Source organism: Ferrimonas sediminum (genome assembly GCF_900100175.1).
Lineage (GTDB): Bacteria > Pseudomonadota > Gammaproteobacteria > Enterobacterales > Shewanellaceae > Ferrimonas > Ferrimonas sediminum.
The window spans coordinates 1-16,881 of sequence record NZ_FNEM01000018.1; the positions used below are offsets into that span (position 1 = coordinate 1).

Below are 16,881 nucleotides of genomic sequence, written 5' to 3' on the forward strand. Positions count from 1 at the left end.
AAGTCCAGGGTCCCCTTCGTCTAGAGGCCTAGGACACCGCCCTTTCACGGCGGTAACAGGGGTTCAAATCCCCTAGGGGACGCCACTTATTATTGTTGCAACCTTTGTCGGTCTAGGTGTGATTCAATAATCTAAACCAAGGCTGTAGCAAGCTCTCTCTGAGAGAGAAAAAAACCACCCGTCGGGTGGTTTTTTTTTGCCATTTTTTCGCTAGGGCAAAGTATGGGTTTCAAAATACGGCCTGAGAAAATCCACAATGCCCTCTTGCGCCGCCCGGTTTGGATGAATGCCGTCTCGCTGCATTAATTCGGGCTTAGGAGCAATTTCGGTCATAAAAAACGGGATGAGTGGAACATCATATTCACTGCTGAGATCCCGGTAAACTCGGCTAAACATCGATGCATAGCGAGGCCCGTAGTTGGGCGGGACCATAACTTCAGACAGCATCACTGCGCTGCCCGCCAGGATTGAGGCATCGATAATCTTACCCAGGTTATCTTTTAGCATTGGAGTCGGGAAACCCCGTAGACCATCATTCCCCCCCAACTCAACGAACACCCAATCCGGTCGATGTTCATTCAGTAACCCTGGTAGACGCCTGAGGGCACCGCCACTGGTCTCGCCGCTCACGGAGGCATTGATGAGCCGAAAGTCATCCTGTTCCGTATTCATTTTGTGCACCCAACCATCCAGCTCGTCCATGCCATAACTTGCACTTAGGCTGTCACCTAAGATAAGAATGGTTACACTGTTAGCGCGACCAATGGATGGAAAAAGCAGTATAAATACAATAAATAAGGAACGAAAAGTCATAGCCATGCCTGAATCAAACAAAACCTATGCTATCCAGGTGTCCAACCTGGAGCAGCGAGTGCCCACCTTAGATGGTGAACTACAGATCCTCAAAGGGGTGAGCCTGGATGTCAAGTCAGGCGAGTCCATCGCCGTCACCGGCCCCTCCGGAGCAGGGAAATCGACCCTTCTGGCACTCCTGGCCGGATTGGACAACGCCACTGCGGGTGAGGTATGGCTGGCGGGTGAGCCTTTGCACCAGATGGATGAGGAGCAGCGGGCCGAGCTCAGAGGCCGGAAAGTAGGTTTTATCTTTCAATCTTTTATGTTGGTTGAGAGTCTGACGGCATTGGAAAATGTCATGCTGCCTATCGAGTTGACCGGAGCGAAAGACGCCCGAAGTGTGGCGGAAACCATGTTACAGCGAGTCGGGCTCTCCCATCGCCTCGACCATTTTCCCAATCAGCTCTCCGGAGGCGAGCAGCAGCGGGTTGCTATCGCCAGGGCTTTCGTCAGCCAGCCAGACATCTTGTTTGCGGATGAGCCCACCGGCAACCTGGATCAGGCCAACAGCAGCCGTATCGAAGATCTGCTGTTTGAATTGAATCAGGAGCACCACTCAACCCTGGTGCTGGTGACCCACGATCTGCAGTTGGCACAGCGCTGCCAGAGGAGAGCGCAAATGAACGGTGGCCAACTGGAGGCAATATGAGCATGTTTCCTTTGGCCTGGCGTTTGTTTCGGCGTGAACTGACCCATGGGCAACTGCGGCTGATTGCCGCCGCCCTGATCCTCGCCGTCGGAGCCGTTACCGCTTTGGCCCTGATCTCCAGCCAGCTTCAGGCATCCATCGTTAAGCAGGCCAGCACCTTCCTTGCTGCAGACCGGGTATTAACCAGTCCCCAGGAAGTGGATCCTCAATGGCTGGTTCAGGCGCAGCAGCAGGGGCTGGAGGTGGCGACGACTCTGGAGTTTCAGTCCATGCTGTTTGCCGGTGACAGGCTGCAGCTGGTTACGGTGAAAGCCGTATCGGACAATTACCCACTGCGTGGTCGAGTAGAACTGGTCACAGAAGCTTCCACCGCACTGCCGGCTTCCGGTAGCCTGTGGTTAGACAGCCGCTTAGCCGGCTGGTTGACAGACACCAAACAGGGGGAGATCGGCGTCAGCCGCTTTACGCTCGACCGGGCCATCTCCCGCTTGCCCGATGGTGGATTCAACCTGTTTGCGTCCGCGCCTGTGGTTCTGATGAACCTGGCCGATGTCGCAGCGACCGGGGTGGTGCAGCCTGGCAGTCGTCTCAGTTGGCGGTATCAGTTCGTTGGGCAGCCCGACAGCATCCAGGCCTACGCTGGCTGGCTAAAATCCCGCATGACCTCCAGCCAGAGGTTGGTGGACGTTCGCAGTGATGAGTCCCCGGTATCCAGGGCCATTGCTCGCGCCGAGCAGTTTCTGCTGTTAACCGCCTTGCTGGGCATCGCCCTGGCCTGCGCTGCCATCTCGGTGGCGACTCAGCGTTATTGCCAAAGGCACTATGATGCGGTCGCCATGCTTAAGACCCTGGGGGCCAGTCACAATCAGGTTCGCAGCATCTTTGTCATGCACTTGGCGTTGGTGACCCTGATGGGGATTGGACTGGGGCTGCTGATGGGCGTGATGGCGGCGACCTTCATGGTACAACTGCTGCCCTCCGAACTGGTGCAGGCCACGCCGCAGATGAGCAGAGCGCTGCTGTTGGGGGCGGCCACCGGCATCATCGCCGGATTTGGCTTTACGCTCTATCCCTTACTTCGGTTATTGGCGATTCCACCGTTGCGGGTACTCAGAAAGGACTTGGGCCCGGTTCGCTGGCAGGGATGGCTGAATGCTGTGGTATCGGTCGCAGCACTGGCCTTGCTGGCTTACCTGTACAGTGACAACGCAGTAATGACCGGAGTGTTGTTGCTGGGAGGCGCCGTACTTGCCGTGATGCTGCTGGCCGTTGCCTGGCTGTTGCTGCACTGGGGCCGGCAACTGGGCATGCGCACGGGAACCCCGTTGCAACTGGCGGTGGCCGGATTGCGTCGCCGTGCCAGGGAAAATGCCGTTCAACTGGTGGGCTTTTCGGTTTCCCTGGTGCTGTTGCTGACCATTCTGGCACTCAGGCAGGATCTGCTGGCCGATTGGCAGAAACAGCTGCCCCAGGGCACGCCGGATCACTTTTTGGTCAACATCAGCCCGGATAATCTGACTCCCATGGGTGAATTCCTGGCCAGTCGCAATGTGGATGCCACCGATTTTTATCCCGTCATTCGGGGGCGCCTCTCAGCCATCAATGGTGACCAAGTGCGGCGGCCGGTGACCAAGGAAGATCAGCCTCAAGGGGAGCAACAGCAGGGTAATCAACGCGGCCCTCAGGGCATTGGTCGTGAACTGAATCTGACCTTCCGCACTCAACTGCCGCCGAACAACCCCATCGAACAAGGGGATTGGTTTCGCGCCGACGCCGCTGGCGAGGTCTCGGTCGAGTCCCAGGTTGCCGACAGGCTTGGGATTAAACTCGGAGATTCGTTAGCGTTCGCCATCGATGGCCAGCAGATCGAGGTGCGGGTAACCAGTTTGCGTAAGGTCAACTGGGAGACCATGCAGCCGAACTTCTTTATGATTTTTCCCCCTGAGGACCTCAGCCGCTTCCCCGCGACCTACATCGCCAGTTTCAAACACCCGGTCAATGACCCGACCCTGGTACCCGAGTTGATACAGCGTTTTCCGACGGTGTCGGTGATCGATGTCGGTGCCATTATCGAGCAACTCAGGGACGTCATCGACCAGGTCTCCCTGGCCTTGACCCTGGTGCTGCTGGTGGTCATTGTTGCCAGTGCCATGGTGCTGATTGCCCAGACCGAGGCGGGGATGTCCTCCCGCAAGCAGGAGTTAGCGATTATGCGGACCCTGGGCGCCCCGGGCAGCCTGCTGAGAAGGGCGGTTGCCTGGGAGTTTTTGCTGATGGGGGCGGTTTCCGGAGTTCTGGCCGTGGTGGTCACCGAGCTGACACTGGCCCTGCTGAAAAGCCAGGTGTTCAATCTGGTGGTCAATGGCCACACCCTGTGGTGGTTGGTCATTCCGCTGCTTGGAGCTGTGTTGATAGGGGCGCTGGGCATGATCGCCTGTCGTCGTTTGCTGGCCAACCAATGTGCCGAGCTCCTGAAAGGCTAATCCTCGACCCGCGGCCGGTGGGGTTACTGAAGCAGATGCGTCAGTGCCCCCTCGAGCCCCGGGTAGTGAAACTCAAACCCGTCATGCTGCAATCGGCTTGGCAATACCCGCTGCCCCTCCAGCAGCAGCTGAGACATCTCTCCCAGGCCTATTTTTAAAGCGATAGCCGGGACAGGTATCACCGCGGGACGATGCAGAACCTTACCTAAGGTTCTGGTGAATAAGCGGTTACTTACTGGCAGTGGCGCAGTGCCGTTGTACACACCTCTCGACTCCGGGTTGATCAGCAGAAAGCCGATGGCGGCCACCAGATCGTCAATGTGAATCCAGGACATCATCTGCTCTCCCGAGCCGATCGGGCCACCCAACCCCGCTCGAAAAGCCGGAAGCATCTTTTTCAGGGCGCCGCCTTCGCCCAATACCAGGCCAATGCGCAGCAGGCAGACTCGAGTGTGGCCCTGGGCCTGCAGTGCCAGGGTTTCCCAGGTGTGGCACACCTTTTGTGCAAAATCGGCGTCGTTGACCATCAGTGGAGTGTTCTCATCCACGGCCTGACTGTCGTTACCATAGATGCCAATGGCTGAGGCGCTGATAAACACTGACGGCGGCGAGGCCTGGGCCAGAATCCAGTCGCTCAGAGCCTGGGTAATTCGCCAGCGGCTGTCGCAGATGCGGTGTTTCTGGGCGCTGCTCCAGCGCTTGTCGGCAATCGGTTCTCCAGCCAGGTTAATCACGGCATCGATGCCCGTCTGCCACACCAGACCATCAATATCGATGCACTCAGCTTCGATGCCTTGCTGGCGCAGCCTTTGCTTGGTCGCGTCCGGGTTGCGGCTGATGACCACCAGTTGATGATTGGGTTGCAGCTGTTTAAGTAACTGTTTGCCCACAAAGCCACTGCCACCACTGATCACTATCTTCATCTTCGCCTCCCCGCCCCGTCGTCAGGTCACAAATAGCCACGCCAGAGGTGACTCCGTTGTAGTATAAGTATACGCATGATTTATAAAGGGAGTTCAAAGAGATGCAGCCAGTAGCCGTGGTGACCGGGGTCGGACGACGTTTGGGCCGGTACCTGACTGATCAACTTCTGGATCAAGGTTATCGAGTCTTTGGCCAGTATCACACCAGTCGCGTTAGTGCATCCGGGGAGTCGTCCCTGCACCTGACTCAGGTCGATTTTCGTGATTCGCAGGCATTGGAGCGCTGGTGTCAGCAGATTCTGGCGTTGACCGACAGGGTAGATCTGCTCATCAACAACGCCTCTTTATATCAACCTGATGCCGATACCGCTGCCGACGGAATGGTTCAGTTGACTCAGTGTCACCAGATCCACCTGCAGGCTCCCTATCTGTTGATGATGCATCTGAACGGGCGTCTGCAGCATGCCCAGGGCCAGATCGTTAACTTGACCGACATCTACATCCATCACCCGAACGAGGATTACAGCCTCTACTGTGCCACCAAGGCGGGACTGGACAGCCTGACCCAGTCCTGGGCCCGCTCTCTGGCACCGGCGGTCAGAGTCAACAGCATCGAGCCCGGCCCCATTCTGTTTCTCGACGAGCATTCTGCTGAGTACCGGCAACAGATCCTCGCCCGAACCCTGCTTCAGGTCGAAGGGGGACTGGAACCCATATGGCAGGCGTTATGGATGCTGATCAACAACCCGTATATGACCGGAGCCCGAATCCCGGTGGATGGTGGTCGCTCGGTGGCCAAGCTCTAGCCCGTGCTTCGCCAGGCAGATGCCGGTCACAGGTCGGGAGCTGCCGGTCAGTTGATCGAGCAGAGGGGTAAGGTATTCGGGATGCTGTGCCGGGCTCGGAGCCTGATTTACCGACAGGATGTCCAGGTCCAGTGGCCGGTCTTTAATGCTGCAATCAGGGTCGCTGCGATCGCGGCCTTGAGCAATCTCCAGCTGATTGAACACGGATTTAACTTCACCAGCACTCAGAGTGCTGTCAAACCAGAATGCGAAGTTCAGAAATTGATGTTCGCTCTCCATGGCGGCGGGAGCGGTCTTGATGATGCTACTCAAGACAATCGGTGAGAACCGCCGACTCAGTGCGGTCAGGGCCAATACTGCATTCGCCTCGGGGTTGAGGTTAGCACCGAAACTGCAGTAATAGCGTTGCTCTGGCATCGTCTCTCCCTGTTGATGCGTCACTGCTTGATTAAGAGGCTTATCTATTTCAGATAACAGGATATACTGTGATCTCTGTACCCTATTAGATAGTGTCTATGAGTTCATTTCAACGTAGTTTGCTGGTGTGTGCCTCCCTGGTGGTGGTGCTGGCTGGCATCAAACTCTCCAGCGCCATCGTCGTGCCGTTTTTGCTGGCAATCTTCATTGCCATCGTTTGCAGTCCGCTGGTTCGCCTGATGACCCGCTTTCGCCTGCCCAAGGCCCTGGCCATCTTCATGGTGATGTTGCTGGTGGTGTTACTGGGTACCTGGTTGGGGGCGCTGCTGGGCAGCTCAATCAATGATTTTACTGCTCAATTGCCTCACTACCGGCAACAGTTGACCGGCCAGTTTCTGACTCTGGTGGATCTGGCGGCCCGATTCAATGTGCCGGTGTCCGTTGAGGTACTCAAGGAGCAGTTTGATCCCGGCCGGGTCATGAGTCTGGCTACCGACATGTTGTCTGGGCTGGGAGCGGTGATGGCCAACCTGCTGTTGATCGTCCTGACCGTGGTGTTCATGCTCTTTGAAGCTTCCAGCTTGCCCAGAAAGCTGCACTATGCTCTGGACGACCCCCAGATGCGCATGCAGCAGATTGATCGTTTCCTGGAGTCGGTGAATCGCTATCTGGCCATCAAAACACTCATCAGCCTTGGAACCGGTTTCATTTGTGGCCTGGGTCTGTACCTGCTGGGCGTCGACTATTTCATTTTGTGGGGCGTGGTTGCTTTCCTGTTCAACTACATCCCTAACATCGGCTCGATCATCGCCGCCGTACCGCCTCTGGGGTTGGCTTTGATTCAGCTGGGCCCGGGTGCCGCCGCCACGGTGGCGGGGCTGTATGTTGGCGTCAATATGTTCATGGGCAACGTCATTGAGCCCAGAATGATGGGCCGCGGTCTGGGGTTATCCACCTTGGTGGTGTTCCTGTCATTGATTTTCTGGGGCTGGTTGCTCGGTTCGGTCGGCATGCTGCTGTCGGTGCCGCTGACCATGATCGTTAAGATCGGCCTCGAGTCCTCCCACGGCGGACGCTGGTTGGCAGCCTTGCTTGAAGGCGAGCCGCAAACCAGCAGCGTAGCCATTAACGTTACTCTGACCGGTCCTCCGATCAGAACCTCAGCAATTAAGAGTAAAACCCCATGACCTCACTTTTGCCTCATCTGCCTGATCACCCACAACTGGATCAGGCGCAGCGGCTGTTTCATGGAAGAGGGCAGTGTTATCCCGGTTTGGAAGCCGTTACCGTGGACTGGTTTCCACCGGTGCTGCTGCTGACCACCTTCAGAGCGTTGCCGGCAGAGACGGTGGCGCAGTATCAACAACAGTTAACCCTATGGTGGCAACAGCAGGGGGACGCTACCCCGGTGAATATGGTGTGGCAAAACCGCGGCACCTCTCCGGCCCAGACTCAACTGCTGCAGGGAGAGGTACCCGATCCTCACTGGGTTCACGAAGGCAGCCTTGAGTACCGTATTGAGTTGATGCGGGGACAGAATCACGGTCTGTTTCTGGACATGGCCGCAGGGCGCCGTTGGGTCCAGGCCCATGCCAGCGGCAAGAAGGTACTGAACCTGTTTGCCTATACCTGTGGTTTTTCCGTTGCCGCCCGCCAGGGTGGGGCCGAAGAAGTCGTGAATCTGGATATGAGTGGTGGAGCCCTGAACGTGGGTAAGCGCAACCATGCCCGCAATGGCCTGGAAGCCGGAGTGCGCTACCTGGCCCATGACCTGTTTAAGACCTTTGGCAAACTGAAAAAACTCGGTCCTTTCGACCTGATTGTGGTGGATCCGCCGAGCTTCCAGCACGGCAGTTTCATTGCCACCAAGGATTACCCCAAAGTGCTGAGGCGGCTGCCGGAGCTGTTGACGGAGCAGGGGGAAGCCCTGCTTTGTCTGAATGCGCCCGAGTTGAGTCGTGCTCATCTGCAACAGCAGATCAGCGAGTCAGCACCTCAACTGAGTTTTGTTGAGCAGTTGCCCAACCCATCCAGCTTTCCTGAAAGCGAGCCCGATAAAGGCCTGAAGGTATTTCGCTACCGTCTAAACTGATGAAATAAAACTTCGCTTTTGGCGGTAAATCGGCTGATTTTAGCCGTGGTTGCCGCCTTTGGTTGAAAGTTTTCTTCAAGGTCGCAAAAGTGGCGTTTTATTCGAGCCAGGCCCACCTGCGTGGTACACTTATCCTACACACATCACAGAATTGTGGTGCCGTTGGGATTCAGCAGTAAGGCGGGTTTATGGAAATGCAAGAGTACGAAGAAGCGTATTATCAGATTCAGGATGAAGTAGCCGGTGAGCTTCCTGTCGATCTGGATGAGGACGCTTACCTGGATTAATCCCGGCTGCGACCTGAACGAAAAAACCAACGCCTTGGCGTTGGTTTTTTTATGGCGACTCGGGGGTTAACCGTTACTTAGCCAGGGGTCGTTTATCAACTTGGTGACCTTCCATCGGTTATCAATGACCTCAACCTGAACCTGACGTAAATCCTGCCAGACGCTGTCGCCTTTAATGCCACTCAATTTGATGGTGACCTTCATATCCTGGTGACGGCGTCGAAAGAAGTCGGCGTCGGTACTGGACAGCTCTACTTCAACCTGTTCCAGCCGCAGCCCGAACAGCTGTCGCTGAATCTGGCTGGCCAGGCGATAATGGTGAAACAGCGGCAGCAGATCCCCATCGATCAACGGCAGGGCCTTATTGGTGTCCTGCTCCACGTAAATGGCGGTAAACAGATCCAGGGCGACGTGCTCGGGCAAACGCTTCGGGCCGGGGGCTTCGCTGCAGCCCTGTAGCACCATGATGAACAGAAGCGCCCATAACGTTCTTATTGTCATACACGCAGAGTCCTGTGTAACCATAAGTAAAGACGCAACATCATAACAGCGTCCCCCTGAGGGTTCTAGAAGTCGCCATGTAAACGTGGCAACAACTTCCAATTGGTTATCACAGTATAAAAGTGGCCCAAAAATCAACATGACCGGGCTGCCATTCATCAATCAGTATTACTGACAGTGTCCGCATGGAGGCTTTTTGACCAAACCTCGGGAAAACCGCGATCTCGATCAACTTTTTCCACTTCCCAGCAAATTCAAGCTTACCCATCAAGGGAAATGTTGTAAAAATGTACTAATGATCTCAGAAGCATAGGAATTGCAGGAGAGTATGTGTATCGAGCGTTAATGTCGTTGTTGGGGAGTTGTCGGGATCTGTTACCCATAGTGTTGGTGGTGGCGTTGTTTCAGTTGGCGGTATTGCAGCAGCCGCTGCCGGATGTACTGACCATCATACTCGGTATGGGGCTGGTGGTGATTGGGCTGACCCTGTTTGTTTTCGGGCTGGAGATGGGCTTGTTTCCCATCGGTGAAACCCTGGCCCAGGCCTTTGCCCGCAAGGGGGCATTGATCCCCTTGCTGCTGTTTGCTTTCCTGCTGGGGTTTGGTACCACGGTCGCGGAACCGGCGCTCATCGCCGTTGCCGATGAGGCGGCCGAGGTGGCGGCGCTGGGCGGTATGCTGGATAACACCGCCGAGGCTCAGGAGTCTTACGCCACTCAACTGCGATTGGTCGTGGCACTGTCGGTGGGCTGTGCCATTCTGCTTGGCGTAGTGCGTATCCTCAAAGGCTGGCCATTGCACAGACTGATCATCAGCGGTTATGTCATTGTCATGGCGCTGACCATGATCGCCCCGAAGGAGATCATCGGCATCGCTTACGACTCCGGTGGCGTGACCACTTCCACCATCACGGTGCCGTTGGTGACGGCGCTGGGAGTGGGGTTGGCGAGCTCCATTAAGGGCAGGAACCCGATGCTGGATGGTTTTGGTTTGATCGCCTTTGCCTCCCTGTTGCCGGTGCAGTTTGTGTTGTTGTTCGGGGTGGTGCGCGCATGGATTGGTTAACGGCCATTTTTGACACCCTTATCGATACCCTGGGGGACGTGGTGCCCATCGTGGCGGTGCTGTTCGGGTTCCAGTATCTGGTATTACGCCGTCCGGTTCCGCACCTGAAGCAGGTGCTGGCTGGCTTTGTTGCCGTGATTCTCGGTCTGGCGCTGTTTCTGGTCGGGCTGGAGCGGGCACTGTTTCCCCTTGGGGAGATGATGGCTACCCAGCTGACCGCTCCTGAATTCCTGGGGGTTAGCGGCCAGAGCCATTGGCAGGACTATTACTGGGTGTACACCTTTGCCTTTGCCATCGGTTTTGCCACCACCATTGCCGAGCCTTCGCTGCTGGCAGTGGCCATTAAAGCCGAGGAGGTCTCCGGCGGCACCATTAGGCCCATGGGGCTGAGGCTGTCTGTGGCCCTGGGTGTGGCAGTGGGGATCGCGTTGGGTAGCTATCGCATCGTCGTAGGTGATCCCATCCACTGGTATATTCTGGCCGGTTACCTGGTGGTGGTGGTGCAAACCGCGTTTGCGCCCAAGAATGTCATTCCGCTGGCCTACGATTCCGGTGGCGTCACCACCTCAACCGTGACCGTCCCTTTGGTGGCAGCCCTGGGCCTGGGTCTGGCCAGCACCATCCCCGGGCGCAGCCCGATGATCGATGGATTTGGCCTCATTGCTTTTGCCAGCCTGTTTCCTATTATCAGCGTGATGGGGTATGCCCAGATAACCGCGCTGCTGCAACGAATTCAAACGAGGTAAACCATGCGTTTTAAACTCATTATCGCTTTTGTGGAAGAGGACAAGAGTGACCAATTGGTGGATGCGGCCCGTGCAGCCGGAGCAACCGGTGTCACCCTGATCAACCATGCCCGTGGCGAAGGCCTGAAGCCAAAGAAAACCTTTTTCGGGCTGCACCTGGAAGTGCAGCGGGATGTGTTGCTGTTTGTGGTCGAGGAGCATCTGGCCCGAAACATTCTGGAGTGCATCGCCAAGGTCGGCGAATTTGACAGCTCACCGGGAACCGGCATTGCGTTGCAACTGGACATTGAAGACGTGGTGGGTGTCGCTCACCAGATTGAAAGCCTGTCTGAGCGGGTTGGAGAGGAACTATGAATACCCAGCTGATTAGAGTGAAAGACGTCATGGCCCAGAAATGGATCATGCTCGATGGTTTGAAAACCGTTTCCGAAGGACTGGCGGCGCTGCGGGAGCAGCATGCAGAAGCCCTGATCATCGATAAACGTCATGAACATGATGAATATGGATTGGTATTGCTGTCGGACATCGGCAAGAAGGTCATGGCCCGCGATAAGGCCGCCGATCGGGTTAACCTCTATGAGATCATGTCCAAACCGGTGCTGCCGGTTCATCCGGACATGGACATCCGCTATTGTGCACGCCTGTTTGAACAATTTGGCATAAATCAGGCCCCGGTGATTGATAACCACCAGGTAATTGGATTAATCTCCTATACAGAGATGGTTCTTCAGCAGAGTCTGAAAAAATAGAACCCAAAGTACCGGTGGCCATCAGCATCGACTGATCCGAGCCACCCGTTTTGGGTGCACAACCGCGGGTTATCCACAAAACCTGTGGACAAGCCTGTTATTAGATCGGTGACTAGTTCGTAAGTCACTGTTGTAAAAGATTATTTGATCTTTGTTTTTACTTTGGTCAAAAAAAAAGCCCGCCATAATCTGACGGGCTTTTTTTGTGGCTGGTGATTGAGCATTCGCATCGAAATATCGCTGCGAATGCTGACCAGACCGCAGTTAGCCTTTCGGGTAAGGGTGAGCCACCCCTTTGTGACAGTCGATGCAGGTTTTGCGCTTGTCTTCAGTTTTCTTGAAGTTCATGGCGTGCATCCGCTTGGCGACTTTCTTCATGGATTCAGGCTGATTCTCATAGATGTTGGAGTGGCAGCTGGTACAGGTACGTGAATCGATGGACCGCAGGTAATCACGAGCCAGATCCGCCTGCTCTTTGCGGTTCGCTTCCAGCCATTCCTGGGTGTTAAAGCCATCAATGGTCATGTAACCGATGATGTCCTTGGATACGATGATCTTCTTAACCAGGTACTCGAAACCACCAGGGGGCAGGTGACACTGGGCACAGGTCACGGTGATACCCACGCTGTTGTTGCCGTGGCTGGAAGCCAGAACCTCATCCCGCAGGGAGTGGTTGGAGTGACAGGTCATACAGAAATCGTCGGTGCTGGTGGCGTGCAGGACAACCTGGGTGCCGTAGACACCGATGCCGCCCAGAACCAGTGCCAGGAAGGCGCCTAAAGGAATGCCAAGTAACCACTTTGACTTAGGTTGTTGCCATAACCGGCGCCATCCAGAGCGATTGTTGTCAGACATCTCGAATCCTTAATTTATATTTGTAGAGTAATTCAATGGTATTCAGAAACTTTAGCCAACTTTTTGAAGCTGGTTCAGAAATCTGGACCAAAACGGTATTGCCAAATGTATAACGCGATATTCTCAATATATCGATATCGGACTGATAAATGAACAACTTTACCTAGGCTCGTGACAAATGTGAGAGGTGATCACGTATTTGTCTGAAACGTCGTCAACGATGGAAAACGGAATGGCGAAGGCGATTGGGATCACGCAAAAACAAAAAAGCCGCCCTTCGTTGCCGAAGGGCGGCTTATTTCAGACCAGGATACTATCAGGCGTTAGCCTGAATAGCCGTCAGGGCGATGGTGTAGACGATGTCTTCAACCAGGGCACCACGGGACAGATCGTTCACCGGCTTGCGCATGCCTTGCAGCATAGGACCGATGGAGATCAGGTCGGCGGAACGTTGTACCGCTTTGTAGGTGGTGTTACCGGTGTTCAGATCCGGGAATACGAACACGGTGGCCTGGCCGGCAACCGGGCTGTCCGGTGCCTTGGAGGCAGCAACGTTCGGCATGATGGCGGCGTCGTACTGCAGAGGGCCGTCAATCACCAGGTCAGGACGTTTTTCCTGAGCAATGCGAGTGGCTTCACGCACTTTCTCTACGTCTGCACCCTGGCCGGAGCTACCGGTGGAGTAGGAGATCATCGCCACGCGAGGCTCAATGCCGAAGGCCTTGGCAGAGTCGGCAGACTGAATCGCAATCTCGGCCAGTTGCTCGGCATTTGGATCCGGGTTAATGGCACAGTCACCGTAAACCAGAACCTGATCAGGCAGCAGCATAAAGAAGATGGACGACACCAGAGACGCATTCGGTGCGGTCTTGATCAACTGCAGCGGCGGACGAATGGTGTTAGCGGTGGTATGAACCGCGCCGGATACCAGGCCATCAACCTGGTCTTCGGCCAGCATCATGGTACCCAGTACCACGTTGTCCTGCAGTTGCTCACGGGCAACCACTTCTGTCAGGCCTTTGCTCTTACGCAGTTCGCACATCGGTGCAACGAAGCGATCGCGGGCCAGATCCGGATCCACAATCTCGATGCCTTCGCCCAGGGTGACACCCTGTTGGCCGGCAACGCGACGAATCTCTTCCGGGTTACCGATCAGCACACAGTTGGCAATGCCACGCTCGGCACAGATGGCGGCAGCTTTCACGGTACGTGGCTCGTCACCCTCTGGCAGCACAACACGCTTGCCGGCTCGGCGGGCAAACTCGGTCAGCTGGTAGCGGAAAGCGGCTGGAGACAGGCGGTTTTCACGCTTGGAGTCACCGGCGACGCTTTCGATGAACTTGCGGTCGATGTGGCCGGCAACGTAATCCTGCAGCAGTTCGATGCGGGCTGAGTCATCCACAGGCACTTCGTGGTTGAAGTTCTGGATATTCAGTGCGGTCTGCCAGGTGTTGGTATCGACCATCATTACCGGCAGGCCGGTATCAAAGGCTTGTGCACACAGGTCTTGCACTTGCTGTTCCAGCTCGTAACCACCGGTCAGCATCAGCGCGCCAATCTTGGTACCGTTCATGGCGGCCAGACAGGCAGAGACGATGATGTCGGAGCGGTCACCGGAGGTAACCAGCAGGGTGTCCGCCTGCAGGTGGTTAACCATGTTGGGGATGGCGCGGGTACAGAAGCTGACGCGACGCAGGCGACGGCTGTGCATCTCACCGGCGTTGATCAGGCGGGCACCCAGGTGCTTAGCCAGGTCGGACGCCCGTGGGGAAACCAGGTCCAGGTTGTAAGGAACCGCACCCAGAATCGCCACCGGAGAGTTGGCGGACAGCTGGAAGATGTCGGCGTGATCACCGCGAACCACCTGATCGTGCTCAAACACTTCAGACAGATCGGGGCGGGCACGGCCTCGCTCATCGACCGGTGCACCGATCTTGTTGATGATGGCGCCCAGAATGCGTTTGTTCTTTTTACCACCAAACTCATCAACGATGATCTCCAGGCGCTTCTGCACCTGGTTGGCACCGTCGGCACCCGGATTGATAACGAATACGATATCGGCATCCAGGGTCTTGGCAGTCTTGGCATTCAGGGTATTGGCGAACGGATGGCTGCGGGTAGGAACCAGGCCTTCCACGATCAGCACTTCAGTTTCCTCATCACCGGACTTCACCCGGGCCACAATCTCTTCCAGAAGCACATCGGTATCGCCGGAACTGATGCGCTGCTGCGCGTGTTCCATGGCAAAAGGTTCTGGTGGATTGATGGTTGGGGAAGTGGACAGGATGGTGGAGGAGCGTTCCGGGCCAGTATCGCCAGGACGTTGCTGGGCAACAGGCTTGAAGAAGTTAACCTTAACACCCTGGCGTTCGAGTGCACGAACCATACCCAGGCTGATGGAGGTCAAGCCGACACCAGTACCCACCGGGATCAACATGATAGAGCGAGACATAATATACCTCTTAAAAGAAACTGAGCCACTTCCGTGGCTCAGTGTACAGCATTTAGATCAGCGCCAGAGCGTCGCTGGCAATGACAAACTCTTCGTTGGTTGGGATAACCATGGCAACCGGAGTACCGTCTTTGGTGATAACACCTTCGTTGCCGAAGCGCGCCGCGGCGTTCTTGTCGGCGTCGACTTCGTAACCGAAGATGGCCAGGTGCTCCAGTACTTTCTCACGAATCAGCATGGAGTTTTCACCAATGCCGCCGGTAAAGATGATGGCGTCAACGCGCTTCAGAGGCACGGTGTAGGAAGCCACGTACTTGGCCAGACGGTAGCAGAATACTTCCAGGGCCAGGGTACAGGCTTCGTCGCCGGCCGCGTGGCCTTCTTCGATGCCACGGCAGTCGTTGGTTTTTTCAGACAGACCCAGCAGGCCGGATTCTTTGTGCAGGATGTTGTGCACATCCTCCAGAGAGTAGCCCAGAGAGTCAACCAGGTAGAAGATCACGGCAGGGTCCAGGTCGCCGGAGCGAGTACCCATAACCAGACCTTCCAGCGGGGTCAGGCCCATGGAGGTATCAACACACTCGCCGTTGCGAACTGCGGCTACGGAGCCGCCGTTACCTAGGTGGCAGGTGATGACGTTGGTGTCAGACACCTCTTTGCCCAGTGCCTTGGCCGCTTCCTGGGAAACGAACAGGTGGCTGGTACCGTGCATACCGTAACGACGGATGCCGTGGTCGCGGTACAGTTTCTGAGGAATGGCGTACGCGTAAGCGGTTTTTGGCATGGTCTGGTGGAACGCGGTATCGAATACCACAACCTGAGGCAGACTGCCGAACGCGGCCTGAGCTGCGCGGATACCGATCAGGTGAGCAGGGTTGTGCAGCGGTGCCAGAGAAGAACACTCTTCAATGCCTTTAACCACTTCGTCGGTAACCAGCATGGATTTGGTGTATTTCTCACCGCCGTGAACGATGCGGTGGCCGATGGCAACCAGCTGTTCAGCCAGTTCTGGCTTGCTGGCCAGAATGGTGTTTACGATGTAGTCCAGTGCTTCGGTGTGGGCTGCGCCAGCACCCAGAGCGGCTTCGCCCTTGTTGCCGTCCAGCTTCCATTTGATACGCGCGTCTTCCAGGTTGAAGCATTCAGCCAATCCGGACAGATACTCGTCACCTGAAGTTGCATCGATTACAGCGAACTTCAGAGAGGAGCTACCGCAGTTAAGAACCAGAACAAGTTTGCTCATTATTCAAACACCTAAGTGATATACATGCGAACAACCGACCACGCACTCTGGGCGTATAAGTCGATAGCGACTGAAGAGGGTGAGCCAATACAGTATAGACCGCTGAAAACGTGAGCTTGGCCACTGGAATCGGCGGTTATTAGACTGAATTGCAGCCACCCCCGTAAAAAAGGTATGACCATTTTACCCGAACTTTTCTCAAGAAGCAGAATCAGGACGTGTTACACTTAACAAATCTGTGATCAGTCTCGCGTTGTCCATAGGAGAGTGAAGCATGACCTTTTTTGAAACATTGCGATGTGGCAGTGATTATATGAGGGAGTGGCCGAAAGCCGCCCAGCTGGCGCCACTGTTTCCGGAGCACCGGGTTATCCGCGCCACCGAACTGGCGATCCGGGTCATGCCTCCGATCGCGGTGTTTTGCTTCTGGCTCCAGTACCAGTCCATGGGGGCCACTAGCTTGCCTCAGGCAATAGCCAGTGGGTTGTTTTTATTGAGTTTACCTCTGCAGGGGCTGTTCTGGTTGGGGTGGCGATCCCAGCAGCCGTTGCCTAAGCCTCTGCTGGTGTGGTGCGATGATTTGCGCTCTAAAATGGTGGCGGCAGGTGAGCAGATTGCCCCTCTGGGTGCATCGGCACGATACCTGAATATGGCCAAACTGCTGCGGCGGGTGTTTACAAAAATCGAGCGTGGAGAGTGGCAGAGGTTTGATTAACAACTGAACGAACCCGAACCCAGGTCACAAAAAGGAGGCGATA

At 55.8% G+C, this 16,881-nt stretch carries 17 protein-coding genes and 1 tRNA gene; 11 read left to right on the plus strand and 7 right to left on the minus strand.

Annotated features, from left to right (window positions below; all coding sequences use genetic code 11):
- Window positions 1–9: 9 nt before the first annotated feature.
- A tRNA-Glu gene (locus BLT77_RS16400) sits at window positions 10–85 on the plus strand.
- 125 nt (window positions 86–210) lie between these two features.
- On the opposite strand, the gene BLT77_RS16405 is transcribed toward BLT77_RS16400, so the two are convergent.
- On the minus strand, window positions 211–813 hold the full coding sequence (locus BLT77_RS16405; protein WP_245709977.1) for an arylesterase: 603 nt from the start codon (window positions 811–813) through the stop codon (window positions 211–213).
- A gap of 4 nt (window positions 814–817) precedes the next feature.
- Here BLT77_RS16405 and BLT77_RS16410 point away from each other — a divergent pair, with 4 nt between their 5' ends.
- Window positions 818–1,504, plus strand: a complete 687-nt coding sequence (locus BLT77_RS16410) for an ABC transporter ATP-binding protein (RefSeq protein ID WP_090367417.1) — start codon at window positions 818–820, stop codon at window positions 1,502–1,504.
- Complete coding sequence (locus BLT77_RS16415; protein ID WP_090367419.1) at window positions 1,501–3,987, plus strand: ABC transporter permease; 2,487 nt, start codon at window positions 1,501–1,503, stop codon at window positions 3,985–3,987. Before BLT77_RS16410 ends, BLT77_RS16415 begins: the two co-directional genes overlap by 4 nt.
- 23 nt (window positions 3,988–4,010) lie before the next feature.
- Here the strand turns inward: BLT77_RS16415 and BLT77_RS16420 are convergent, their stop codons facing one another.
- Window positions 4,011–4,910 (minus strand): TIGR01777 family oxidoreductase, encoded by a 900-nt coding sequence (locus BLT77_RS16420; RefSeq protein ID WP_090367421.1) that lies wholly within the window; start codon window positions 4,908–4,910, stop codon window positions 4,011–4,013.
- A 101-nt stretch (window positions 4,911–5,011) separates the two neighbouring features.
- Between BLT77_RS16420 and BLT77_RS16425 the strand changes: the two genes are divergently transcribed.
- On the plus strand, window positions 5,012–5,716 hold the full coding sequence (locus BLT77_RS16425; protein ID WP_090367423.1) for an SDR family oxidoreductase: 705 nt from the start codon (window positions 5,012–5,014) through the stop codon (window positions 5,714–5,716).
- Here the strand turns inward: BLT77_RS16425 and BLT77_RS16430 are convergent.
- Window positions 5,636–6,133, minus strand: coding sequence for a 2-amino-4-hydroxy-6-hydroxymethyldihydropteridine diphosphokinase (locus tag BLT77_RS16430; RefSeq protein WP_090367425.1), 498 nt, complete (start codon window positions 6,131–6,133; stop codon window positions 5,636–5,638). The two genes, BLT77_RS16425 and BLT77_RS16430, sit on opposite strands and share 81 nt — an antisense overlap.
- A 98-nt stretch (window positions 6,134–6,231) precedes the next feature.
- Here BLT77_RS16430 and BLT77_RS16435 point away from each other — a divergent pair, with 98 nt between their 5' ends.
- Together BLT77_RS16435 and BLT77_RS16440 are read left to right on the plus strand one after the other, a co-directional pair.
- Window positions 6,232–7,320 (plus strand): AI-2E family transporter, encoded by a 1,089-nt coding sequence (locus BLT77_RS16435; protein ID WP_090367427.1) that lies wholly within the window; start codon window positions 6,232–6,234, stop codon window positions 7,318–7,320.
- Entirely contained in the window at window positions 7,317–8,225 is a 909-nt protein-coding gene (locus tag BLT77_RS16440) for a class I SAM-dependent methyltransferase (protein ID WP_090367429.1), read from the plus strand. Before BLT77_RS16435 ends, BLT77_RS16440 begins: the two co-directional genes overlap by 4 nt.
- Before the next feature lie 353 nt (window positions 8,226–8,578).
- Here the strand turns inward: BLT77_RS16440 and BLT77_RS16445 are convergent, their stop codons facing one another.
- Window positions 8,579–9,013 carry a hypothetical protein gene (locus tag BLT77_RS16445; RefSeq protein WP_143026663.1) on the minus strand — a complete coding sequence of 145 codons (435 nt, stop codon included), beginning with the start codon at window positions 9,011–9,013 and terminating at the stop codon, window positions 8,579–8,581.
- 345 nt (window positions 9,014–9,358) lie between these two features.
- Here BLT77_RS16445 and BLT77_RS16450 point away from each other — a divergent pair, with 345 nt between their 5' ends.
- From BLT77_RS16450 to BLT77_RS16465, 4 genes are read left to right on the plus strand one after another with little or no spacing between them, the layout of a single operon-like run.
- Complete coding sequence (locus BLT77_RS16450; protein ID WP_090367433.1) at window positions 9,359–10,078, plus strand: DUF1538 domain-containing protein; 720 nt, start codon at window positions 9,359–9,361, stop codon at window positions 10,076–10,078.
- On the plus strand, window positions 10,066–10,824 hold the full coding sequence (locus tag BLT77_RS16455; RefSeq protein ID WP_090367435.1) for a DUF1538 domain-containing protein: 759 nt from the start codon (window positions 10,066–10,068) through the stop codon (window positions 10,822–10,824). The genes BLT77_RS16450 and BLT77_RS16455 overlap by 13 nt, the downstream gene beginning before the upstream one ends.
- Before the next feature lie 3 nt (window positions 10,825–10,827).
- Window positions 10,828–11,178 carry a P-II family nitrogen regulator gene (locus BLT77_RS16460; protein ID WP_090367437.1) on the plus strand — a complete coding sequence of 117 codons (351 nt, stop codon included), beginning with the start codon at window positions 10,828–10,830 and terminating at the stop codon, window positions 11,176–11,178.
- On the plus strand, window positions 11,175–11,573 hold the full coding sequence (locus BLT77_RS16465; RefSeq protein WP_090367439.1) for a CBS domain-containing protein: 399 nt from the start codon (window positions 11,175–11,177) through the stop codon (window positions 11,571–11,573). Before BLT77_RS16460 ends, BLT77_RS16465 begins: the two co-directional genes overlap by 4 nt.
- Window positions 11,574–11,837: 264 nt before the next feature.
- Here the strand turns inward: BLT77_RS16465 and BLT77_RS16470 are convergent, their stop codons facing one another.
- From BLT77_RS16470 to BLT77_RS16480, 3 genes are all read right to left on the minus strand, one after another.
- Entirely contained in the window at window positions 11,838–12,428 is a 591-nt protein-coding gene (locus BLT77_RS16470; protein WP_090367441.1) for a NapC/NirT family cytochrome c, read from the minus strand.
- Between the two features lie 316 nt (window positions 12,429–12,744).
- On the minus strand, window positions 12,745–14,880 hold the full coding sequence (pta, locus tag BLT77_RS16475) for a phosphate acetyltransferase (RefSeq protein ID WP_090367443.1): 2,136 nt from the start codon (window positions 14,878–14,880) through the stop codon (window positions 12,745–12,747).
- 52 nt (window positions 14,881–14,932) lie between these two features.
- On the minus strand, window positions 14,933–16,126 hold the full coding sequence (locus BLT77_RS16480; RefSeq protein WP_090367445.1) for an acetate kinase: 1,194 nt from the start codon (window positions 16,124–16,126) through the stop codon (window positions 14,933–14,935).
- 271 nt (window positions 16,127–16,397) lie between these two features.
- On the opposite strand from BLT77_RS16480, the gene yfbV reads away from it, so the two are divergent.
- Window positions 16,398–16,838: a terminus macrodomain insulation protein YfbV gene (yfbV, locus tag BLT77_RS16485; RefSeq protein WP_090367447.1), complete on the plus strand. Its 441-nt coding sequence runs from the start codon at window positions 16,398–16,400 to the stop codon at window positions 16,836–16,838.
- The last annotated feature ends 43 nt before the right edge of the window (window positions 16,839–16,881 follow it).